This window comes from Streptomyces sp. NTD107, from assembly GCF_059510435.1.
Genome location: NZ_JCAJZV010000009.1, coordinates 143,797 through 165,599 on the forward strand (window position 1 = coordinate 143,797; position 21,803 = coordinate 165,599).

General features: G+C 72.2%; 24 protein-coding genes. 11 read left to right on the plus strand and 13 right to left on the minus strand.

Annotated features, from left to right (window positions below):
* Positions 1–31: 31 nt before the first annotated feature.
* On the minus strand, positions 32–1,654 hold the full coding sequence (locus AC5WRL_RS19440; RefSeq protein WP_496089874.1) for an FAD-dependent oxidoreductase: 1,623 nt from the start codon (positions 1,652–1,654) through the stop codon (positions 32–34).
* Complete coding sequence (locus AC5WRL_RS19445) at positions 1,651–2,739, minus strand: LacI family DNA-binding transcriptional regulator (protein ID WP_496089875.1); 1,089 nt, start codon at positions 2,737–2,739, stop codon at positions 1,651–1,653. Before AC5WRL_RS19445 ends, AC5WRL_RS19440 begins: the two co-directional genes overlap by 4 nt.
* Before the next feature lie 212 nt (positions 2,740–2,951).
* Between AC5WRL_RS19445 and AC5WRL_RS19450 the strand changes: the two genes are divergently transcribed.
* Complete coding sequence (locus tag AC5WRL_RS19450) at positions 2,952–3,953, plus strand: acetylxylan esterase (RefSeq protein WP_496089876.1); 1,002 nt, start codon at positions 2,952–2,954, stop codon at positions 3,951–3,953.
* A 124-nt stretch (positions 3,954–4,077) separates the two neighbouring features.
* Positions 4,078–4,425, plus strand: a complete 348-nt coding sequence (locus tag AC5WRL_RS19455) for a hypothetical protein (RefSeq protein WP_496089877.1) — start codon at positions 4,078–4,080, stop codon at positions 4,423–4,425.
* Here the strand turns inward: AC5WRL_RS19455 and AC5WRL_RS19460 are convergent.
* The 3 genes from AC5WRL_RS19460 to AC5WRL_RS19470 form a co-directional block, all read right to left on the minus strand.
* A complete protein-coding gene (locus AC5WRL_RS19460) occupies positions 4,422–4,973 on the minus strand; it encodes a GNAT family N-acetyltransferase (RefSeq protein ID WP_496089878.1) in 552 nt (183 codons plus the stop codon). The two genes, AC5WRL_RS19455 and AC5WRL_RS19460, sit on opposite strands and share 4 nt — an antisense overlap.
* A 61-nt stretch (positions 4,974–5,034) precedes the next feature.
* Positions 5,035–5,796, minus strand: a complete 762-nt coding sequence (locus tag AC5WRL_RS19465; protein WP_496089879.1) for a putative protein N(5)-glutamine methyltransferase — start codon at positions 5,794–5,796, stop codon at positions 5,035–5,037.
* A gap of 145 nt (positions 5,797–5,941) precedes the next feature.
* A complete protein-coding gene (locus AC5WRL_RS19470) occupies positions 5,942–6,493 on the minus strand; it encodes a TetR/AcrR family transcriptional regulator (RefSeq protein ID WP_496089880.1) in 552 nt (183 codons plus the stop codon).
* Between the two features lie 83 nt (positions 6,494–6,576).
* Between AC5WRL_RS19470 and AC5WRL_RS19475 the strand changes: the two genes are divergently transcribed.
* Positions 6,577–7,005, plus strand: a complete 429-nt coding sequence (locus tag AC5WRL_RS19475; protein WP_496089881.1) for a DoxX family protein — start codon at positions 6,577–6,579, stop codon at positions 7,003–7,005.
* A gap of 16 nt (positions 7,006–7,021) precedes the next feature.
* Here AC5WRL_RS19475 and AC5WRL_RS19480 read toward each other — a convergent pair whose 3' ends face one another.
* Positions 7,022–7,657 (minus strand): TetR/AcrR family transcriptional regulator, encoded by a 636-nt coding sequence (locus AC5WRL_RS19480; RefSeq protein ID WP_496089882.1) that lies wholly within the window; start codon positions 7,655–7,657, stop codon positions 7,022–7,024.
* Between the two features lie 81 nt (positions 7,658–7,738).
* Here AC5WRL_RS19480 and AC5WRL_RS19485 point away from each other — a divergent pair, with 81 nt between their 5' ends.
* Genes AC5WRL_RS19485 through AC5WRL_RS19495 form a run of 3 tightly spaced genes read left to right on the plus strand, consistent with a single transcriptional unit; the run spans position 7,739 to position 9,925 of the window.
* Entirely contained in the window at positions 7,739–8,527 is a 789-nt protein-coding gene (locus tag AC5WRL_RS19485; protein WP_496089883.1) for an ABC transporter ATP-binding protein, read from the plus strand.
* 56 nt (positions 8,528–8,583) lie between these two features.
* A complete protein-coding gene (locus AC5WRL_RS19490) occupies positions 8,584–9,336 on the plus strand; it encodes an ABC transporter permease (protein ID WP_496089884.1) in 753 nt (250 codons plus the stop codon).
* Between the two features lie 16 nt (positions 9,337–9,352).
* Positions 9,353–9,925, plus strand: coding sequence for a cob(I)yrinic acid a,c-diamide adenosyltransferase (locus AC5WRL_RS19495; protein ID WP_496089885.1), 573 nt, complete (start codon positions 9,353–9,355; stop codon positions 9,923–9,925).
* Positions 9,926–9,935: 10 nt separating this feature from the next.
* On the opposite strand, the gene AC5WRL_RS19500 is transcribed toward AC5WRL_RS19495, so the two are convergent.
* Positions 9,936–10,790: a helix-turn-helix domain-containing protein gene (locus AC5WRL_RS19500; protein ID WP_496089886.1), complete on the minus strand. Its 855-nt coding sequence runs from the start codon at positions 10,788–10,790 to the stop codon at positions 9,936–9,938.
* A gap of 101 nt (positions 10,791–10,891) precedes the next feature.
* On the opposite strand from AC5WRL_RS19500, the gene AC5WRL_RS19505 reads away from it, so the two are divergent.
* Entirely contained in the window at positions 10,892–11,503 is a 612-nt protein-coding gene (locus AC5WRL_RS19505) for an NADPH-dependent FMN reductase (protein ID WP_496089887.1), read from the plus strand.
* Here AC5WRL_RS19505 and AC5WRL_RS19510 read toward each other — a convergent pair.
* Positions 11,488–12,066 (minus strand): hypothetical protein, encoded by a 579-nt coding sequence (locus AC5WRL_RS19510; protein WP_496089888.1) that lies wholly within the window; start codon positions 12,064–12,066, stop codon positions 11,488–11,490. The genes AC5WRL_RS19505 and AC5WRL_RS19510 overlap by 16 nt on opposite strands.
* Positions 12,067–12,289: 223 nt before the next feature.
* Here AC5WRL_RS19510 and AC5WRL_RS19515 point away from each other — a divergent pair, with 223 nt between their 5' ends.
* From AC5WRL_RS19515 to AC5WRL_RS19530, 4 genes are all read left to right on the plus strand, one after another.
* Complete coding sequence (locus AC5WRL_RS19515) at positions 12,290–13,516, plus strand: sensor histidine kinase (RefSeq protein ID WP_496089889.1); 1,227 nt, start codon at positions 12,290–12,292, stop codon at positions 13,514–13,516.
* Positions 13,513–14,217: a response regulator transcription factor gene (locus AC5WRL_RS19520; protein ID WP_496089890.1), complete on the plus strand. Its 705-nt coding sequence runs from the start codon at positions 13,513–13,515 to the stop codon at positions 14,215–14,217. The genes AC5WRL_RS19515 and AC5WRL_RS19520 overlap by 4 nt, the downstream gene beginning before the upstream one ends.
* Positions 14,218–14,326: 109 nt before the next feature.
* Positions 14,327–15,613 carry a glycoside hydrolase family 18 protein gene (locus AC5WRL_RS19525; RefSeq protein ID WP_496089891.1) on the plus strand — a complete coding sequence of 429 codons (1,287 nt, stop codon included), beginning with the start codon at positions 14,327–14,329 and terminating at the stop codon, positions 15,611–15,613.
* 203 nt (positions 15,614–15,816) lie between these two features.
* Positions 15,817–16,602 (plus strand): DUF4765 family protein, encoded by a 786-nt coding sequence (locus tag AC5WRL_RS19530; protein ID WP_496089892.1) that lies wholly within the window; start codon positions 15,817–15,819, stop codon positions 16,600–16,602.
* A gap of 167 nt (positions 16,603–16,769) precedes the next feature.
* Here AC5WRL_RS19530 and AC5WRL_RS19535 read toward each other — a convergent pair whose 3' ends face one another.
* The 5 genes from AC5WRL_RS19535 to atpA form a co-directional block, all read right to left on the minus strand.
* Positions 16,770–17,216: a DUF2550 domain-containing protein gene (locus AC5WRL_RS19535; RefSeq protein ID WP_496089893.1), complete on the minus strand. Its 447-nt coding sequence runs from the start codon at positions 17,214–17,216 to the stop codon at positions 16,770–16,772.
* A 42-nt stretch (positions 17,217–17,258) separates the two neighbouring features.
* Positions 17,259–17,642 (minus strand): F0F1 ATP synthase subunit epsilon, encoded by a 384-nt coding sequence (locus AC5WRL_RS19540; protein ID WP_496089894.1) that lies wholly within the window; start codon positions 17,640–17,642, stop codon positions 17,259–17,261.
* Between the two features lie 96 nt (positions 17,643–17,738).
* Positions 17,739–19,193 carry a F0F1 ATP synthase subunit beta gene (gene atpD / locus AC5WRL_RS19545; RefSeq protein WP_496089895.1) on the minus strand — a complete coding sequence of 485 codons (1,455 nt, stop codon included), beginning with the start codon at positions 19,191–19,193 and terminating at the stop codon, positions 17,739–17,741.
* Between the two features lie 2 nt (positions 19,194–19,195).
* Positions 19,196–20,125, minus strand: coding sequence for a F0F1 ATP synthase subunit gamma (locus tag AC5WRL_RS19550; protein ID WP_496089896.1), 930 nt, complete (start codon positions 20,123–20,125; stop codon positions 19,196–19,198).
* A gap of 2 nt (positions 20,126–20,127) precedes the next feature.
* Positions 20,128–21,699 (minus strand): F0F1 ATP synthase subunit alpha, encoded by a 1,572-nt coding sequence (atpA, locus tag AC5WRL_RS19555; RefSeq protein WP_496089897.1) that lies wholly within the window; start codon positions 21,697–21,699, stop codon positions 20,128–20,130.
* Positions 21,700–21,803 lie beyond the last annotated feature (104 nt).

Here is a 21,803-nt window from a genome sequence, read left to right on the forward strand (position 1 = left end):
GTCGGTTCTCCCAGTGGAACGGCGGGGGTGGTCAGTACCCCTGGACGTCGGGCCAGGCGAGTTCCACGCCGTGGCCGCTCAGCAGGGCGCGGTAGTCCGCGAGAAGCGTGGCGTCGGCGCGCACCTGGTGCGGGGTGGCGCGCTCACGCAGGCAGTGGGCGGCGAGCAGTCCGGCGGCCTCGCCGATGTTCCACTCGACGGGGTGCAGCCGGTAGCAGCCATTGGTGATGTGGGTGGTGCCGATGTTCTTGGCGGCCGGCAGCAGATTGGTGATCCGCTGCGGCAGCAGCGCCCCGAGCGGGATCTGGAAGGGGCAGGAGCCGACGTCGATGTAGTTGTCGCCGCCGGTGGAAGGGTGCAGGTCGATGCGGTACGAGCCGATGCCGATGGAGTCGGGGTGCCGGACGGCGCCCCGCTCGCCGCGTACCGCGAGCGAGACCTCCTGCTCGGTGATGGTGTGCAGGGCCTTGATGCGGCGCGATTCGCGGTGGTAGGGGCCCATGGTGAGGCCGTCGCGGGTGCCCACCACATCGGGGCGGGTGCGCAGCCCGGGCAGCCCCGTACCGCCGTCGGCGCGCGGCAGTTCGGTCTGCATCCAGTACAGGAAGGAGCGGGACATGGCGCGGGCGCCGGCCAGGTGGCGGGCGTCCTCCTCGGCGCCGCCGCCGAACAGCGGGCCCTCGACGTAGTCGATCATCGGCCAGTTGACGATGATGACGTCGGATTCCAGGGCTCCTGGGGTGAAGTTCTCCCGGGCGAGGATGCGGCGGAACGCCCACAGGTCGAGGTCGCCGGCGACGGGCGGCGGCGGGAGGGCGGGGTCGGGGTTGGGCTCCAGGATGCGGCGCATGGGTGCCAGACCCTGCGGCTTGGGGGCGAGCAGGCCGAAGAACGGGCCGGGCCAGTACGGGGGCTGGTAGTCGCGCCAGAATCCGTAGTCGTCGGGCTTGTCGATGGTGTGGTCCTCGCCGGCCCGGTGTTCCAGGGCCAGGCACCAGGAGGCGGCCTGGATGTTGCGCGGCTGGGCGGCTGCGGGGGCGCTGGGTTCGCCGGTGTCGGCCCGCGACTCGAAGCCGGTGACGTGCTCGGTGCCGGTGAGCGGCAGCAGTTCGCCGGTCTCGGTGGCGTCGAGGATGTACGGGGCGGTGACGGTGAACGGCTCGCCGTCGCCGTTGTGGCCGCCGACGGGGCGCAGGGTGACGCTGGTGACGGTGTCCCCGTCGGTGGTGGCGGACAGCGGGCGGTAGCCGGTGCGCAGGTCGAGGCGGCCGGCCGCCTGGTGCGGGGCGAGCATGGCGCGCAGCACGTCGTGGGCGACGCGCGGTTCGGCGCACAGCGCGGAGACCCGGCCGTTGCCGGGGTTGAGCGCCCGGTCGGCGCGGGCGGCGGCGGTGAGCGGGTACCAGCGCCGGTAGTAGTCGCGGATGCCCTCGCGCAGGGCGCGGTAGGAGGCGGTGGCGCCGAACTGCTCGATCCACGGGTGCTCGTCGGGCGGGGTGCCCTGCACGGTGAGCTGGCCGCCGACCCACGGGTACTCCTCGGTGAGCAGCACCCGCAGTCCGCTGCGGGCGGCGGCGAGGGCGGCGGCGACGCCGCCGAGGCCGCCGCCGATGATGGCGATGTCGGCGCTGGTGTCGGCGCTGGTGTCGGTCATGACTCTCCCCGGCGGTGGCTGGTGCCGCCGGCGCCGCCGGTGGGCGGCGCCGCGATGGTGGTGGGCGCGGGCGGCGTGCAGGGCAGCAGCAGCTGCCGGGCGCGCGGGGGCTCGGGTGCGGTGAGCATTTCGACGAGCAGGCGTACGGCGCCGCGGCCGATCTCGTTGCGCGGGATGCCGAGCGAGCTCCACCCGGTGCCGGGGCGCGGGCCGCCGGTGGTGTCGCGCAGCGTGATGATGGAGAGGTCGGCGGGGATGGTGAGGCCGCGGTGCGCGGCGAACTCGGCGAGCCGGTCGGTGAGCGACTCCTCCTCGGTGACGAAGGCGGTGATGCCGGAGCCGGTGGCGAGGTCGAACCACTCCTGGCGCAGCTCGTACGGGTTCATCAGTACGGGCAGCGGCGGGAGTCCGGCGGCGGCGCAGGCGGCGCGGTAGCCGGCCTCGCGGTCGGTGAGCGGCTCGGTGCGGTCGGTGAGGCCGAGGTAGCCGATCCGGGTGTGGCCGGCGTCGATGAGGGTGCGTACGGCGTCGTGGGTGCCGGCGGTGTAGTCGGCGCTGACCCAGGCGAGGTCGCCGGCGTCGGAGACCTCGCGGCGGCCGATGTGGACGAAGGGGTAGCCGTCGCGGCTGAGCCGGGCCACGTCGGAGTGGTCGTGGGTGATACCGAGCAGCACGCTGCCGTCGGCGACGTTGAGCCGGTTGCTGCCGTCGCGGTAGAGGCGGCGTTCGCCGTTCACGTCCTCGGTGGAGGTGAAGAGCACCAGGTCGTAGCCCTCGGCGACGGCCTGTTCCTCCACCCCGATGAGGAACTCGTGGTAGAAGTCGCGGCTGCTGATCGGGAAGACCGCTTCGAAGGTGTGCACGCCCAGGAGGCGGTTGCCCTTGCCCTTGAGGGAACGGGCGGCGGGGTTTGCCGTATAGCCCAATGCGCGGATGGCGTCCCTGACGGTCCGTTCGGTTTCGGCCGGAATCCGGCTGCTGGCCGCCCGGCCGTTGACCACGGCCGAGACCGTCGCCTGGGACACCCCTGCGCGGCGCGCGACATCCGACTGGGTCGGCGCCTGCCGGTGGCGGTTGACTGGCACTGCATCCCCTCGCTGTTTCGTATCAGCAACTGATAAGCAGGAACGATGTGTTGTCTGCTGATTCGTTGCAGCGACGGTAGGTACTGCGGGAAAGAGCGTCAAGGGAGCGGACCGGAAAAGTTTCGGGCGGATGATGAGAGGGATACCGGTGTCAGCCGGCCGGCCGATCGCGACCGACCGGAACCAGCCGACCGTGTACCCCGGAGGAACCCATGACCGCGCCAAGGGAATTGACGAAAGCGAACGCCCAGAGGGTGGATCTCTTCCATGACTTCCCCTTCGACCCGACCTACGGCTACGACCTGGCCACCCTGTTGACGGTGGGCGCCCCCACCGCCCCGGAGGGCTTCGCCGCGTTCTGGCGCGCGCGGTACGCCGCCGCCAGGCGCACGCAGGTCGCGCCGCGTCTGGGCCCGGTGGAGCGGGAGACGGACGGGGTACGCGTCCACCGGCTCGACTACGGCTCGGTGGGCGGCCGGCGGATCGGCGGCTGGCTGACGCTGCCCGCCGACGGACGCGTCACCCGGGGCTGTGTGGCCACTCACGGCTATGGCGGTCGCGAATTCCCGGAACTGCGGCTGCCACCGCCCGGCACCGCCACCATCTGGCCGGTGCTGCGCGGCCTCGGGGCGCTCAGCCGCTTCCCCGACCTCCCCGAGCGGGGCGGGGAACACGTGCTGCACGGCATCGGCTCCCGCGACACCTATGTGCACGGGGAGTGCGCGGCGGACATCTGGTGCGCGGCCACCGCGCTGCTGGAACTGGTGCCGGGCGCGGCGCGCGGGCTGACGTACCACGGGGCGAGCTTCGGCGGCGGGATCGGCCCGCTCGCGCTGCCCTGGGACGACCGCTTCACGGCGGCGACCCTGGTGGTGCCGAGCTTCGGCAACCATCCGCTGCGGCTGACGCTGCCGTGCGCGGGCAGCGGGGAGCCGGTACGGCTGCGGCACGCCCAGGACCCGCGGGTGGCGGGGGTGCTCAGCTGGTACGACGCGGCGACGGCGGCGGCGCACCTGCGGATTCCGGTGCATGTCGGGGCCGCGATGTTCGACCCGGTGGTGCCGCCGCCGGGGCAGTTCGCGGTGTACAACGCGCTGGCCGGGCGGCGGGAGCTCTTCGTGCTGACCGCCGGGCACTTCGACCACCCGGCGGCGCCGATGGAGGAGACGGCGCTGATCGGCGCCCAGCACCGCTTCCTCGCCTCGTTGGGCTAGCGCAGATGTGCAATGGCTCCCCCGTGCGGGCGACTTACACCCACACGGGGAGGGGCGGGCGGGAAGCGCAGGGTACATCTGTCGCTGTCTTCTCAACCCCACCTCGGAGAAACCGGAGAACCCCATGACCCACGTCAGCATCCGCGCCGGAGTCCTGGGGGCGGTCGCCGCCGCCGCCCTGACCCTCACCGCCGTCCCGGCCCTGGCCAGCGCCCCGGTCGCCGCTGACGCCCCCCGCACCCTGCCGATCGCCGACCCGGGCATCGTCCAGCCGGCGGACGGCACGGCGCAGGAGGTGGCCGCGCAGCCGCAGCACTGGAACTCCGGCTCGCCGATGGCGGACCGGCTGGCCCGGCTCGCCCAGCGCGGCACGGCCGTCGCCCCGCACGAGGCGCCGTCGGCGGTCGGTGCCCCCCACGACGCCACGACGGCGCAGACCGTCTCCGGCGCCCCCTTCCTCCCGGTCCACTAATCCGCGCCGTGGCCGCTTCCCGCGGGGAGCGGCCACGGGCCGGCCGTGAAGCCGATCCAGCTGTCGGGCGGGGCCTGCGGGCGGCCGGGCACCGGGCGGTGCTCCTCGGTCCACCCGCCGGGGCCGCCCAGTTCGGCGGCCACGGTGCGCCAGAACCGCACGGCCGTGGGGTTGTTGTCCTGGAAGGCGACCTCCCAGCGTCCCGGATGCCGGGCCACCACCTGTCGTACGGCGGCCATCCCCACCCCGGCCCGGCGGGCGCCGCGCACGACGAAGAAGGCGTTGAGCACCCGGACCGGGGTGTCCAGGGCCCGGACGAGGGCGAAGCCGGCCGGGCGGTCCCCGCTGAGCGTCAGATAGGCGGCCCAGCCCGGGTCGCGGAGCGCCGACGCGAGCCGGTCGCTGCGGAAGGTGCCGTCGGGGGCGGGCAGTTCGCCCCGGAACCCGGACAGATCGTGGCGGAACATCAGCCACAGCCGTGCCAGCACGGGATGGTCATCGGCGCCGGCCCGGCGCACGGTCACTGCGGACAGCTCGGTGTCGGTCATGAAACAAAGCCTCCCGGCCGGAGATCTCCGGCCGGGAGGCTTTGTACGCGTTGCGATGATTCTACCGGGTGCCGATGATGACCGTGGCGTCGGCCTCCTCGTCGGTCACCACCCGGGTGGCCAGCCCGTACCCGGCGAACACCCCGGCCGCCCGCGCCGCCTGCCGCCCGGTGGTCTCCACCAGCAGCCGCCCGCCCGGCGCCAGCCAGCGCCCGGCCCCGGCGGCGACCCGGCGCAGCACGTCCAGCCCGTCGGCGCCGCCGTCCAGCGCCACCAGCGGCTCATGCTCGCGCGCCTCGGCCGGCAGCAGGCCGACCTCACCACTGGGTACGTAGGGCACGTTCGCGGTCAGCACCGCCACGACGCCGCGCAGCGCGGGCGGCAGCGGCGCGTACAGGTCGCCCTCGTACACCCGCCCGCCCGCCGGGGTCACATTGCGCCGGGCGCACCGTACCGCCGCCGGGTCGATATCGGCGGCGTGCAGGGCCACCCCCGGTACGGCGGCGGCGATCGCGGCGCCCACCGCGCCGGAGCCACAGCACAGATCCAGCACCACCTGCCCGCGCCGGGCGCCGGCGACGGCCTCCCGTACCAGGAGTTCGGTACGCCGCCGGGGGACGAACACCCCCGGCTCGACGGCGATCCGCAGCCCGCCGAACGCGGCCCACCCCACCACCTGCTCCAGCGGCAGCCCGGCGACCCGCCGCGCCACCATGGCGCCCAGCTCGGCGCCGCTGCCTGCGGCGCCCGTGATCAGCCGCGCCTCATCCTCGGCGAACACACATCCGGCGGCGCGCAGCCGCTCGACCACTTCCAAATCCATCGACAGACGACCTCTCGGAACACCCCGGGGCCACCCACGGCGGCACCCCACCAACACCAGCGGTAATGGGTCCCACCTCCTTCGTCCGTCACTCCGGCCCTCACTGTAACGGGAGCCGGGGCTGTACCGCCGAGGGCCGGCCCTGTCAGCCGGTGAGGCGGCGCAGGACCGTGCGGGCCAGTTCTCCGGGGTCCTCGCCGGGCTCTTTCGCCAGGGCGCCGTTCAGCCACAGGGCGGCGAAGCCGTGCACGATGGACCAGGCGGCGAGCCGGGCCGGACGGCCCTCGCCGCCGGGGTCAGGGAGGGTGCCGAGCGCGTCGGTGAGGGCCTGGTCGGAGCGGGTGCGGGCGGCGGCGGCCTCGGGGTCGTCGGGGTGGTAGAGGCCGGGCTGGAACATCACCTCGAAGTGCGCCGGGTGCCCGATGGCGAACCGGACGTAGGCCACCCCGGCCTCCAGCAGATCGCCGCCGGCCGCGTCGATGGCGTCCGCGAGCAGGTCGAAGCCCTCGGCGGCCAGGGCCGTCAGCAGTCCGGGCTTGTCGCCGAAGTGGTGGGCGGGCGCGGCGTGCGAGACGCCCGCGCGCCGGGCCAGGCCGCGCAGGCTGAGGGCGGCGGTGCCGTGCTGCTCGATGGCCTCGGCGGCGGCGGACAGCAGGGTGCGGCGGAGGTCTCCGTGGTGATACGGCCGGTCGGTCATGGGACCAGCCTATCTTTGCGTTGACAAGATGTACCGCCATGGGCTTATCTTGCTAGTGACAAGTTTCCGTCCCGGAGGTCCCCGTGGAACCCCTCATCGCCTTGATCATCGGCACTCTCGCGGCCCGCCTCGCCGGAGTGGCCGGCGTGGACGCCCTCGACGCCTGGCACCCGGCCGTCCGCGTGGGCGTGGCGGTGATGTTCCTGCTGACCACCTTCGCGCACTTCCAGCCCAAGCTGCGGGCCGATCTCGTCGCCATGGTCCCGCCGGCGCTGCCCCGCCCGCATCTGCTGGTCACTCTCACCGGCATCCTGGAACTGGCCGGCGCGATCGGCCTGCTGATCCCGGCCACCTCCCGCTGGGCGGCGGCGTGCCTGATCCTGCTGATGCTCGCCATGTTCCCGGCCAATGTCTCGGCCGCCCGCCGCAAGACCGCCCAGGGCACCCCGCTGCTGCCCCGCACCGCCCTCCAGGTGCTCTTCATCGCCGCCACGGCCGTGGCGCTGCTGTGAGCGGTGCCGCCCGCCCTCAGCGGGGGCGGCGGGCGTAGTCGAGCAGCCGCGGGCTCATCAGGGACTGTGCCGTCGCCAGTTTCACCAGGACGTCCGCGGCCACCTTCTCCACGGGCAGGTGCTGGAGCGAGCCGACCACCGCCGTCCGGAAAACCAGCCCCTGGACGCCGGAGAGATGCACCGAGACGGCCTCCGGCATCGGGTCCCCGGGATCGGCACCGGTCTCCCCGCGCAGCGTGTCGGCCAGCCGCTCCGCGGACTCGTACTGCATGTTCATCGTCCGCGCGAGCAGGGTGGGAGCGCCGTGCACCACCCGCATGAACGCGTCGATCCCCCCGGCCAGTCCGGCCGCCGGGCTGCGCCGCTCGATGTCCTCGCGCAGCCCGCGCAGGATCGCCTCGGCGGCCGACTCCCCCGGCAGCCGCTCGCGCACCCGCCGGGAGGGACGGTCGATCATCTCCGCCGACCGGTCCAGGAAGAGATCCTCCTTGGCCGGGAAGTAGTTGTAGACGGTGTTCACCGAGACGTCCGCCGCCTCCGCGACCTCCGCCACCGTCACCGCGTCGAAGCCCCGTTCCAGGAACAGCCCGGTGGCCACGTCGGAGATGTGCTGCCTGGTCTGCTGCTTCTTGCGTTCCCTGAGCCCGGCCATGGCGTCATCCTAGAGCGTCCTTGACCAACTTAAAACTTGGGGCGATTGCATTTTTTCAGCGACCCTGGTTCGCTGTCCGGCATGGCACCGATCCTCACCACCCACGACCTGGCCCACACCTTCACCACCAAACGCGGCACCGTCGAAGCCGTGCGCGGCATCGACATGAGCGTCGAACCCGGCGAGATCCTCGGGTTCCTGGGCCCCAACGGCGCGGGCAAGTCCACCACCCTGCGCATGCTCACCACCCTGCTCGTCCCCACCCGGGGCACCGCCACCGTCGCCGGGCACGACCTGGCCACCGAGCAGGCCGCCGTACGCCGCGCCATCGGGTACGTCGCCCAGTCCGGCGGCACCGACCCGGGCGAGACGGTCCGCGACGAGCTCACCCTCCAGGCCCGGCTCTACCGGCTCTCCAAGAACGAGGCGACAGCCCGGGTCGGCGAACTCGCCGCCGAACTCGACCTCACCGACCTGCTGGACCGCAAGTGCGCCGCCCTCTCCGGCGGCCAGCGGCGCCGCATGGACATTGCCATGGCGCTCACCCACCGCCCGCGCGTCCTCTTCCTCGACGAGCCCACCACCGGCCTCGACCCGGGCAGCCGCGCCGACCTGTGGGACCTCATCCGCCGCATCCGGGCCGAGGACGGCACCACGATCTTCCTCACCACCCACTACCTGGACGAGGCGGACGCCCTCTCCGACCGGCTGATCGTCGTCGACGACGGCCGGATCGCCGCCGAGGGCACCCCGGCGGAGCTGAAGCTCCGGTACGGCGGCGCCCCGGACGCCTCCCTCCAGGACACCTTCATCGCCATCACCGGCCGCGGCCCGCAGCCCGACGCGGACCGCGCCCCCATCGCCGTATGACCCGCCCCGTCCCCACCCGATCCCACCCGGACAGACAGACAGGAACCACTCCCACCATGTCCACCGTGCTCTCGGACACCGGACTGATATTCCAGCGCCATCTGCGCCAGACACTGCGCTCCCGGGTCAGTGTCGTCTTCGGGCTCATGCAGCCCCTGCTCTTCCTCGCCTTCTTCGGCCCCCTGCTGAAGGACATGCCGCTCGGCGGAAAGGGCGACTCCTGGCAGACCCTGGTGCCCGGGCTGCTGATCCAGCTCGGACTGTTCTCGGCCGCGTTCGCCGGCTTCGGCATCATTATGGAGAAGCAGTTCGGCGTCGTCGAACGGATGCGGGTCACCCCCGTCAGCCGGCTCGCCCTGCTCCTCGGCCGCATCCTGCGCGACGCCCTGCAACTCCTCGTCCAGTCCATCCTGGTGGTGCTGGCCGGCCTCGCCTTCGGACTGCGCGCCCCCGTACTCGGCGTCCTCATCGGCTTCCTCATCGTCGGCCTGCTGGGCGCCTCGCTCGCCTCGCTCTCGTACGCGCTGGCCATGCGGGTCAACACCGTCCAGGAGTTCGCCCCGGTCATCAACTCCATCAACATGCCGATGATGCTGCTCTCCGGCATCCTGCTGCCGATGGCGCTCGCCCCCGCCTGGCTGAACGTCATCTCGCACTTCGTGCCGTTCCGCTATCTGGTCGAGGCCGTCCGCGCCGCGTTCGTCGGCGACTACGGCTCCACCCTGCTGCTCGGTACGGCGGTGGCCCTCGCCCTGTCCGCCATCACCATCACCCTGGGCGCCCGGCTCTTCACCAAGGCCGGCGCCTGAGGGCTACCCTCGGCCCATGGTCAATCTCACCCGGATCTACACCCGCACCGGAGACAAGGGCACCACGGCGCTCGGCGACATGAGCCGCACCGCCAAGACGGATCTGCGGATCGCCGCCTACGCCGACGCCAACGAGGCCAACGCGGTGATCGGTACGGCGCTGGCCCTGGGCGAACTGCCCCAGGAGATCGGCGCCGTACTGGTCCGGGTGCAGAACGATCTCTTCGACGTCGGCGCCGACCTGTGCACCCCCGTCGTACCGGACCCCGAACACCCGCCGCTGCGCGTCCTCCAGAGCTACATCGACCGGCTCGAAGCCGACTGCGACCACTTCCTGGCCGATCTCGACAAGCTGCGCAGCTTCATCCTCCCCGGCGGCACCCCCGGCGCGGCCCTGCTGCACCAGGCCACCACCGTGGTACGCCGCGCCGAGCGCTCCACCTGGGCGGCGCTCGCCGAGCACGGCGACAGCATGAACGAACTGACCGCCACCTACCTCAACCGGCTCTCCGACCTGCTGTTCATCCTGGCCAGAAGCGCCAACAAGGAGCAGGGCGACGTGCTCTGGGTCCCCGGCGAGAACCGCTGACCGGCGGGGCCTACACCACCCGCAGCCGCTCCCCGGCGGCGGTGGCCAAGGCGGCGAGCCCCGCCGCCGTGGCCTCGTCCGCCGGGAGGTACACCAGCAGCCGCTGATCGTCGTCCACCGGCAGCGACAGCGTCTCGTACGCCAGCCGCAGCTCGCCGCTCAGCCGCGGGTGCGCCATCCGCAGCACCCCGCCGGCGCGCGGCGGCCCCGACACCGACGCCTCCCGCTCGGCGAACGCCGCCCCGGCCGTCAGCGTGAGTTCGTCGGCGAGCCGCGCCAGATGCGGATCGGCCCGGAACGGCCCGTCCTTGAGCTCCGCCACCCGCTCGTCCGCGAGCCGGTCCCAGTCCGGGAACGCGGCGCGGGCCCGCTCGTCGGCGAACACATAGCGCACCAGGCTGGGCGGCGAACCCTCCAGCATTCCCACCGGCCGGGCGAGCCGGTCGAAGCCCTCGGTCCAGGCGAGAAGGTCGCTCAGCCGGTTCAGCAGCACGGCCGGGGCCGGCTCCAGCTGGTCCAGCAGCGCGCGCACCGTGCCGCGTACGGTACGGGCCGGCTCGGCGGTGTCCGCGCCGCACGAGTAGCCGGGCTCGGCGGCCTTGGTGAGCCGGTGCAGATGGATGCGCTCGCCCATGCCCAGCCCCAGCGCCTCGGCCAGCGCGGACAGCACCGAGGCGGACGGCCTCCGGTCCCGGCCCTGTTCGAGCCGGGTGACGTACTCGACGCTCACCCCGGCCAGCATCGCCAGCTCCGAGCGGCGCAGCCCGGGGGTACGGCGCCGGGGCCCGGCGGGCAGGCCGGCGTCCGCCGGGGTGACGGCCTCGCGGCGGTCCCGCAGAAATCGGCCCAGCTCGTTCTCGCTCACCCACCGAACGTAACAGGGCCGGGCGCGGCGGATCGTGGCCCTGCCGCTACCGGTCTCAGCCCGGTCTCCCCGGCGGCGCGCGCGGCGGGCACGGTCGGAGCATGACCACAGAGCACAACACCCCACTGCGTCTCGCCGTAATCACCGGAAGCGTCCGGGAGGGCCGCTTCGGCCCCGTGGTGGCCCGCTGGATCACCGAACAGGCCCAGGAACACGGCCGCTTCACGGTGGACGCCATCGACCTGGCGGAGATCCCGCTGCCGCTCGCCCTGCCGCCCGTACCGCCCGCGCTCCAGCCGGACCTGGACCGGCCGGCCGAGATGGCCGGCCTGACCGGGCGGCTGAAGGCCGCCGACGCGTTCATCGTGGTGACCCCGGACTACAACCGCAGCTTTCCGGCCTCGCTGAAGGCCGCCATCGACTGGCACTACACGGAGTGGCAGCACAAGGCGATCGGCTTCGTCGGCTACAGCGGTTTCAGCGGCGGGCTGCTGGCCATCGAGGGCCTGCGGCAGGTCTTCAACGAACTGCACGCCCACACGGTCCGCGACTGCGTGCTGTTCCCCCGCTACTACCAGCTGTTCGACGAGAACGGCGCCCTGCGGGAGCCGAAGGAGCCCGGCGACGCCGCCCGGGCCATGCTCGACCAGCTCCACTGGTGGGCAGCGACCCTCCACGACGCCCGCCGCGACCGCCCCTACCCCGGCGTCTGACCCCCCGCCGCCGGGTCGGGTGACCCGGCGGCCGGGTCCTTCTTCTGCCAGATCGTGTACGACAGCGCGATCAGTCCGTGGATGCCCATGATCCGCAGTGCCGCGCCCTGGGTGCCGCGCAGGATGTCACTCACCTCGGGGCGGTCGACCAGCCAGATCATCAGCTGGGCCGCCGCCAGCGAGACACCCATGCCCACCAGGGTCAGCCGCCACAGCCGCCACTCGTGCCGGGCCCGGGGCCAGCCGTGGCGCGGGGGCTGGGCGGGGCGCGGCGCGCCCGCCCAGCGGTGCGCCGCCCACCGGTCCGCCCAGCCGATCAGCTGGTGGCCGTAGCCGACCGTGAAGCCCAGATACAGCACCGCCAGCGTGTGCGACCACTGGGGCTCCGCGCCGCCGCGCAGATCGAGCGCGGTGGCCGTCAGCAGCAGCACGTCGATCAGCGGCACACCCAGCAGCAGCACCCCGCCCGCCCGGGGCCGGCGCAGTGCGTAGCGCACCGCGAGGCCGGTCGCCAGCACCACCCAGAAGGCGATCTCGGCACCGACGATCAGGGAGACGATCACAGCGGGGGCTCCTTCCACACCCCTCCAGACTGCCGCCCGTCCTTCCGCCCGGCGTCGTCATTCCCGACGAGATCCGGCGCGCCCGACTGCACACTTCGATGGAGTGGCGTCGGCCGGCGGGTGGGTGGGGCCGCCGCCCGGAGCACCGGATTTTCCGCTGCCGGGTGCGGATCCGGCCGTATCCCGTGCTGGCGGACCGCCCCCGGCGTGCTGTGATGGGCGCATGCCCGCACCGCTCCGCCCCCACCGTTTCGATGTGGGGGTCGCCGTCGCCGGGCTGCTCGGCGGGCTGACCGGCGTACGGTACGACGTCTTCTCGGTGATCAGCGTCGGCCCGTACTCCCCGGTGGCGCTGTCCGGGCTGCTGGTGATGTGCGGCGCGGAGCTGCTGCGCCGCTCCGCCCCCGGCTGGTGTCTGGTGCTGGGCACCGCCGCCGTGGCCTGGGACGCGGTGACCGGGGGGCTGCTGGCCGTGCTGCTGATGTACACCGATGTGGTGTACGCCGCCGTGCTCTACGGCGGGCCCCGGCTCAGCCGCGCCGTGTTGCGCGGCACGGTGGCCTTCACCATCGCCGTCACCGTGGGCACCCTCGCCTGGCTGCGCGATCCGCAGGCGCTGGCGCTCGGCGCGGTGGCCGCCGCCGTCACCGCCACCCCGGCCTGGACCGCCGCCATCATCCGGGGCCATCGCGAGGACGCGGCGAACGCCCGGCTGCGCGCCGAGCAGACCGCGCTGCTGGCCGAGATGGACCGGGTGCAGGCGGTCACGGACGAACGCGCCCGGATGGCCCGCGAGCTGCACGACGTGGTCGCCAACCATCTGTCGGCCATCGCCATCCACTCCACCGCCGCCCTGACCCTGGACGACCCCGCCGTCACCCGGGACGCGCTCACCGTGATCCGGGAGAACAGCACCCAGGGGCTGGCCGAGATGCGCCGGCTGATCGGCATCCTGCGCGCCGCCGGCCCCGACGCCGCGCCCGAGGCGCTGCCGGGCCTCGATTCCCTGGACGCGCTGGTCGAGCGCGCGGCGCGCAGCGCCGCCGGCCGGCTGCGCATCACCACCCGGGACCTGCGCACCGGACGGCCGGCGCCGCCCGCCCCGGTGGAGCTGGCCGCGTACCGGATCGTGCAGGAATCGCTCACCAACGCGCTCAAGCACGCCGCGCCGGGCGAGGTCGAGGTCCGGCTCGACCAGGACGAGCGGGCGCTGACGGTACGGGTCACCAGCCCGTACGCCGCGCCCGGCCAAGAGCGCTCCCACCCCCGCGCGCCGGGCTCGGGCGCCGGACTGACCGGCATGCGCGAACGGGTCGCGCTGCTCGGCGGTACGCTCAGCGCCGGCCCGCACGGCGCCGCCGACGACGACGGCGACGGCGACCGTGACGGCGCCGGCCGCTGGCGGGTGCTCGCCCGCCTTCCGCTCACCGAAGGGACCCCCGCCCCGTGACCATCCGGGTCGTCATCGCCGAGGACCAGTCAGCGGTACGCCTGGGCCTGGTCCTCATCCTGCGCAGCGCCCCCGGCATCGAGGTGGTCGGCGAGGCGTCGGACGGCCTGGAGGCGGTCCGCCTGGCCCGCGAACTGCGCCCCGACGTGGTGCTGATGGACATCCAGATGCCGCGCCTGGACGGGGTGTCGGCGACCCGGGAGATCACCGCGGAGGGCACCGCAGACGTACTGGTGCTGACCACCTTCGACCTGGACGAGTACGTGTTCGGCGCGCTGCGGGCCGGGGCCGCCGGTTTTCTGCTCAAGGACAGCGACGCCGCCACCCTGATCGACGCGGTGCGCACCGTGACGGCCGGCGAGGGGCTGATCGCGCCGGCCGTCACCCGTCGGCTGATCAGCGAGTTCGCCCGTGCCAGCCGGCCCCCGGCCGCGCCCGCGGTGGATCCGGCCGCGCTGGCCTCGCTCACCCCACGGGAGCGCGAGGTGCTCGCTCAACTCGGCGCGGGCCGCTCCAACGCGCAGATCGCCGCCGAGCTCTCGATGGCGGAGGCCACCGTGAAGACCCATGTCAGCCGGCTGCTCGGCAAGCTCGGGCTGCGCAGCCGGGTGCAGGCGGCCGTCCTCGCCCAGGCGGCCCGGATCCGCCCGGCCGCCCCCGGTCCCGGCTCGCCCAACCGGCCGTCCTCAACGCAGACTTAAGGCCGTCGCAAGCCAGACTTTTCTAGGTACGGACCCCCTTGCCCACTGGTCCAGACCTCTCTACGCTCCCAGCCAGTTCCCCCACATCTTCCTGAGCTAGGAGCGACCCGTGAGCAAGGGACTGCACCGTTCCCTGAGCAGCACCAAGCGCAAGGTCATCGCCATCGCGGCGGCCCTGACGCTGCCGCTGGGAGGCGCGCTGGCGTTCGCCACCACCTCCCAGGCCGACGAGGACCCCACCACCCCCACCATCGTCGCCACCGACACCGACCCCACCGCCGCCCAGGACGTCAAGCTCGGCTACTTCGCCGAGTGGGGCGTCTACCAGCGCAACTACCACGTCAAGAACATCGTCTCCTCCGGCTCAGCCGACAAGATCACCCACATCAACTACGCGTTCGGCAACGTCCAGAACGGCGAATGTACGATCGGCGACTCCTACGCCGCGTACGACCGCTTCTACAGCGCCGCCGAATCCGTCTCCGGCCAGGCCGACACCTGGGACACCGGTGCGCTGCGCGGCAACTTCAACCAGCTGCGCCAGCTCAAGGAGCTCAACCCCGACCTCAAGGTCCTGTGGTCCTTCGGCGGCTGGACCTGGTCCAAGGGCTTCGGCGAGGCCATGCAGAACCCGCAGCGGTTCGCCCAGTCCTGCTACAACCTGGTCAACGACCCCCGCTGGGAAGGTGTCTTCGACGGCATCGACCTCGACTGGGAGTACCCCAACGCCTGCGGCGACAGCTGCGACAGCTCGGGGCCGGCCGTCTTCGGCGACATGATGCGCGCCTTCCGCGGCGTCTTCGGCGACCAGTTGGTGACCGCCGCCATCACCGCGGACGGCTCCAACGGCGGCAAGATCGACGCCGCCGACTACGCGGCCGGCGCCCAGCACGCCGACTACCTCGCCGTCATGACGTACGACTTCTTCGGTGCCTGGGCGCCCTCCGGGCCCACCGCCCCGCACTCCCCGCTCACCTCCTACGACGGCATCCCGCAGGCCGGGTTCAACAGCACCGACGCCATCACCAAGCTCAAGGCCCAGGGCGTGCCGAGCGAGAAGCTACTGCTGGGCATCGGCTTCTACGGCCGCGGCTGGACCGGCGTGAGCCAGGCCGCCCCCGGCGGCACCGCCTCCGGGGCCGCACCGGGTACGTACGAGGCCGGCATCGAGGACTACAAGGTGCTCGCCGCGACCTGCCCCGCCACCGGTACGGTCGCCGGCACCGCGTACGCGCACTGCGGCAGCCAGTGGTGGAGCTATGACACCCCGCAGACCGTCACCCAGAAGATGGCCTGGGCCAAGCAGCAGGGCCTGGGCGGTGCCTTCTTCTGGGAGTTCTCCGGCGACTCCGCCGACGGCGCCCTGGTGAACGCCATCCACACCGGTCTGAACTGACCCACCGGTACCAGCACCACCGTGCCGACCGGGCACGGCCGGGGACCCCATGGCCCCCGGCCGTGCCCGTCCGCCGTCGCGCGGGCGACTGCCCCGCGCCGGATGATGGCAGAAAGCCGCGTTCCTTGGTTTGCTTGGCCCTCCGGCGGCGAGGGCGCCTCGCGCGCCCCGGGATCGCCTCACCACTGACAGAGGATCGCCTGATGGCACGTGGCCACAGCACAGACCTTCGGCAGGACGGCGGCGGGGGGCAGCGCGGCGGCGCCCGGCGCACCGCAGCCGCGACCCCGGCCGTACGCGGGATGCTCGCCCTCCAGGGCTCCGCGGGCAACGCCACCGTGCAGCGGGCGCTGCGGCGGGAGCGGGAGAACCATACGCACGGCGCGGGCTGCGGCCACGAAGCCGCCGTGCAGCGCTCACCGGTGGACGACGCGCTGCGCGCCCGGGCGGCCGGCGGCCCGCAGATCCAGCGCACCACACAGCACTACGCCACCGGCAAGACCGAACTCGACCCGGCGGACGACAACTACGACTCGGAGGACGACAACTTCGACACCAGCTTCTACGGCCATCTGCCGCGGCCGACCTCGGAGTCCACCGTCAAAGGGCTGGTCGAGGAGCGCTCCAGCTCCGAGGTCACCCTGTGGCGCGGCGAGTTCCCGCTCCGGGCCGCCGCCATGGAACTGGCCGGCAGCGCGGGGGGCGTGGCAGCGGACCGGAGAACCTCCGCCCCCAGCCGCCGGGAGGCCAGGGCGCAGGCCCAGTCGGGCAGGCAGCTGCCCGAATTCACCACCAGCAGAGACACCGGCAGCCAGTTCAGCCGGAACAGCACACTGCTCGTGGTGAAGATCGCGGCAAAGTATCTGACCAAGGGCAGCGGCGCGCCCGAGGACGGCTGGGTGGCCCGTCCCGACGCCCCGCTGAAGGTCATCGCCCTGGTCGACAGGACCCGCGGGCAGGTTATGGGCCCGCAGGCCAACGCCTCCTGAGGGCGGCGAAGCACGGCCGGTCCCGGCCCGCGCCCTGCGGTACGGCACCACCGCCGGCTCGTCTCCTGTGGATCTTCGCGGATCGGGCCCTGTCGCCCCCGGCCTTCGGCCGGACGGCACCCCCGGTAGCCGGCGGCGCGGCCCCGCGAGGAGGTGAAAGTGACGGCCTACGCCACGTTCACCCGCTGGCCGGGCGGGGCCGCCTCCAGCCAGGCGAGAAAGCCGGTCAGCGCGTCCTCGCTCATCGCCAGCTCGATATCGTCGCCGTCGTGCCGGCAGGAGAGGACCACCGCGCCGGACAGCAGCGCCAGTTCCTCCTCGCCCTGCGGCTCGCGCCGCTCCCGCACCTGGATGCGGTCGCGCTGCAAAGCACGACGGGGCCGCACCGCGTACGAGAAGACCCGGAACCACTCGACCCGGTCTCCGTTGTAGCGTGCGACCCCATAGATCCAGCCCTTGCCCAGCGACTGGCCCGGTTTGGGCGCCCGGAAGCGCCCCGAACAGTCAAAGGTGCCGCCCAGCCGCTGGATCAGCCGCCGGCGTACCCCGAAGCCGAGCAGCCCCAGTACGACCAGCGCGAGCACCGCCCCGACCACAACCAACGCGAGGACCATCTCAACCGACCTCCTCGCCCCGTTGTGTGTCCGTTGTGCGGATCAGCGCCCCGCCGCCACGGAACGCAGCCGGACGTCCGCGCGCCGTTCGGCGTGGGAGTCCGCGTCCGCCTTGGCCTGCTCCAGGGAACGCTCCGCCCGCTCGACGTCGATCTCCTCCGCCAGCTCGGCGATCTCCGCGAGCAGCGACAGCTTACCGTCGGTGTACGACAGGAATCCGCCGTGCACCGCCGCGACGACCGTGCCGGTCCCGCTGTCACCGGTGGTCCGGATGATCACCGGGCCCGATTCCAGCACACTGAGCACCGGCTGATGCCCGGGCATGATCCCGATGTCACCCGAAGAGGTGCGCGCGACGACCAGGCTGGCCTCGCCCGACCAGACCTTGCGGTCCGCGGCGACCAACTCGACGTGCAGCTCAGCCACGATGGCTCCTCATCCCCTGGATATGTGAAGAATAGATGGCCGGTGCACCGGAGGCGGGGGCACCCCCCGCCTCCGCGCGCACCACGGGCGTACCGGTCAGGAGACGCCCAGCTCCTTGGCCTTCGCCTTCAGGTCGTCCAGACCACCGCACATGAAGAACGCCTGCTCGGGGAAGTGGTCGTAGTCGCCGTCCGCGATGCCGTTGAACGCGGCGACCGACTCGTCCAGCGACACGTCCGAGCCGTCCATACCGGTGAACTGCTTCGCCGCGTGGGTGTTCTGCGACAGGAAGCGCTCGATCCGGCGCGCCCGGCTGACGGTGAGCTTGTCCTCCTCGCCCAGCTCGTCCATACCGAGAATGGCGATGATGTCCTGGAGGTCCTTGTACTTCTGGAGGATTCCCTTGACCCGCATGGCGGTGTCGTAGTGGTCCTGCGAGATGTAGCGCGGGTCCAGAATCCGGGACGTCGAGTCCAGCGGGTCCACCGCCGGGTAGATGCCCTTCTCGGAAATGGGCCGGGACAGCACCGTGGTGGCGTCCAGGTGGGCGAAGGTGGTGGCCGGCGCCGGGTCCGTCAGGTCGTCGGCGGGCACGTAGATCGCCTGCATCGAGGTGATGGAGTGACCACGGGTGGAGGTAATGCGCTCCTGGAGCACACCCATCTCGTCCGCCAGGTTCGGCTGGTAGCCCACGGCCGAGGGCATCCGGCCCAGCAGGGTGGACACCTCGGAACCGGCCTGGGTGAAGCGGAAGATGTTGTCGATGAAGAACAGCACGTCCTGCTTCTGCACATCGCGGAAGTACTCCGCCATGGTCAGCCCCGCCAGCGCGACCCGCAGCCGGGTCCCCGGCGGCTCGTCCATCTGACCGAAGACCAGCGCGGTCTGCGGCAGCACGCCCGAGTCGGCCATCTCCTCGATGAGGTCGTTGCCCTCACGGGTACGCTCGCCGACCCCGGCGAACACGGAAACGCCCTCGTGCAGCTTCGCCACACGCATGATCATTTCCTGGATCAGCACGGTCTTGCCGACACCGGCACCACCGAACAGACCGATCTTGCCGCCCTTGACGTACGGGGTCAGCAGGTCGACGACCTTCAGGCCCGTCTCGAACATCTCGGTCTTGGACTCAAGCTGGTCGAAGGCCGGCGCCTTGCGGTGGATCTCCCACCGGTCGGTGACCTCGGACTCGGCCTCGGGCTCGTTCAGGATCTTGCCCAGGGTGTTGAAGACCCGGCCCTTGGTGACATCGCCCACCGGCACGGTGATGCCCGCGCCGGTGTCGGTCACCGGCGACTGCCGGACCAGACCGTCGGCGGGGCCGAGCGCGATGGTGCGCACCATGCCCTCGCCGAGGTGCTGAGCGACCTCAAGGGTCAGCGTCGTGGTGACGCCCGGCTGCGCCGGGTCATCGACCTCGACGGTCAGCGCGTTGTAGATGTCGGGAATCGCGTCGACGGGGAACTCCACGTCGACGACCGGGCCGATGACCCGTGCGACCCGACCCGTGGCTGCGGCCTGCTCGGTGGCCGCCTCGGCAGCAGTAGTCATGATTATCGGTCACTTCCCGCGGTCGCGTCGGCCAAGGCGCTCGCGCCACCGACGATCTCGGTGATTTCCTGGGTGATTTCGGCCTGACGGGCCGCGTTGGCAAGCCGCGACAGCGACTTGATGAGCTCCTCCGCGTTGTCGGTCGCCGACTTCATCGCCCGCCGGGTGGCCGCGTGCTTGGACGCGGCGGCCTGGAGCAGGGCGTTGTAGATACGGCTCTCGACATACCGGGGCAGCAGGGCGTCCAGCACCCGCTCCGCCGAGGGCTCGAAGTCGTACAGGGCGTGCGCCTGCGCGCCCTGCGCGAAGACCCGCGCGGACTCCTCCGCCGACTTCTCGAAGGACAGCGGCAGCATCCGCCGCTCCACCGGGGTCTGCGTCATCATCGACACGAACTCGGTGAAGACGATGTGCAGCTCGTCCACCCCGCCCTCGTCGGTGTCCCGCTCGATGGCCTCGATGAGCGGCGCGGCGATCATCTTGGCGTCCGCGTAGGTCGGGCTGTCGGTGAAGCCGGTCCAGGATTCGGTGATCGCCCGCTCCCGGAAGCCGTAGTACGCCACACCCTTGCGGCCGACGATGTACGTGTCGACCTCCTTGCCCTCACTCACCAGTTCGCTGGTCAGATGCTCCCCGGCCTTGATGGCGTTCGAGGAGTATCCGCCGGCCAGGCCGCGGTCGCTGGTGATCAGCAGGACCGCGGCCCGCCGCGGGCGCTCCGCCTCGGTCGTCAGCGGGTGCTTGACGTCCGAGCTGTGCGCCACGGCGGTGACCGCGCTGGTCAGCTCGTCGGCGTACGGCGCGGACGCCGCCACCTTGCGCTGCGCCTTGACGATGCGCGAGGCGGCGATCATCTCCATCGCCCGGGTGATCTTCTTAGTGGCGGTGACGGACTTGATCCGGCGCTTGAGGACACGAATCTGAGCGCCCATGATCAGCCCTCGCCCAGCAGCTTGCCGCCCGAGGTCTCGAACTGCTGCTTGAACTTGGACACGGCGCCGGCGATCGCCTGGAGCGTGTCGTTGGACATCTTGCCGCCCTCCCGGATGGAGGTCAGCAGGTCCTTGTTCTCGCGGCCGAGCCAGTCCAGCAGCTCGCGCTCGAAGCGGCGGATGTCCTCCACCGGGATGTCGTCCATCAGACCGTTGGTGCCGGCCCAGATGGAGACGACCTGGTGCTCGGTGGGGTACGGGTTGTACTGGTCCTGCTTGATCAGCTCGACCATGCGCTTGCCGCGCTCCAGGGCGGCCTTGGAGGCCGCGTCCAGGTCGGAACCGAAGGCGGCGAACGCCTCCAGCTCGCGGTACTGCGCGAGGTCGACCCGGAGCGAACCGGTGACCTGGCGGATCGCCTTGTGCTGGGCGGAGCCACCGACCCGGGAGACCGAGATACCCACGTTCAGCGCCGGCCGCTGGCCCGCGTTGAACAGGTCGGACTCCAGGAAGCACTGGCCGTCGGTGATGGAGATGACGTTGGTCGGGATGAACGCCGACACGTCGTTCGCCTTGGTCTCCACGATCGGCAGGCCGGTCATGGAGCCGGAGCCCAGCTCGTCCGACAGCTTGGCGCACCGCTCCAGCAGCCGGGAGTGCAGGTAGAAGACGTCACCGGGGTACGCCTCGCGGCCCGGCGGGCGGCGCAGCAGCAGGGAGACGGCGCGGTAGGCGTCGGCCTGCTTCGACAGGTCGTCGAAGATGATCAGGACGTGCTTGCCCTCGTACATCCAGTGCTGGCCGATGGCCGAGCCGGTGTAGGGGGCGATGTACTTGAAGCCGGCCGGGTCGGACGCGGGAGCGGCGACGATCGTCGTGTACTCCAGCGCGCCGGCCTCCTCCAGGGCGCCGCGCACGGACGCGATGGTGGAGCCCTTCTGGCCGATGGCGACGTAGATGCAGCGGACCTGCTTCTTCGGGTCGCCCGAGCGCCAGTTGTCGCGCTGGTTGATGATCGTGTCGACCGCGAGGGCGGTCTTGCCGGTCTGCCGGTCGCCGATGATCAGCTGACGCTGGCCACGGCCGATCGGGGTCATGGTGTCGACGGCCTTGTAGCCGGTCTCCATGGGCTCGTGCACCGACTTGCGCTGCATGACGTCGGGCGCCCGCAGCTCCAGGGCGCGGCGGCCCGAGGTCTCGATGTCGCCGAGGCCGTCGATCGGGTTGCCCAGCGGGTCGACGACCCGGCCCAGGTAGCCCTCGCCGACCGCGACCGAGAGCACCTCACCGGTGCGGCGCACCGGCTGGCCCTCCTCGATGCCGCTGAACTCGCCGAGGACGACCGCACCGATCTCGCGCTCCTCCAGGTTGAGGGCGAGACCGAGGGTGCCGTCCTCGAACTGAAGCAGCTCGTTCGCCATGGCCGAGGGCAGCCCCTCGACCTTCGCGATGCCGTCACCGGCAACGCTGACCGTCCCGACCTCTTCCCGCGAGGCCGCGTCCGGGGTGTACGACTGGACGAAATCCTCCAGTGCGCTCCGGATCTCATCCGGCCGGATCGTGAGCTCCGCCATCTGGGTTCCCTGCTCTCCTTGTTGGGCCCGTAAGTTCGTGCGCTACGGCCCAACTCGGGCCGCTCGTCGTGCTTCTTGAGTTGGTGGTGCGGCGGGCGTTCCCG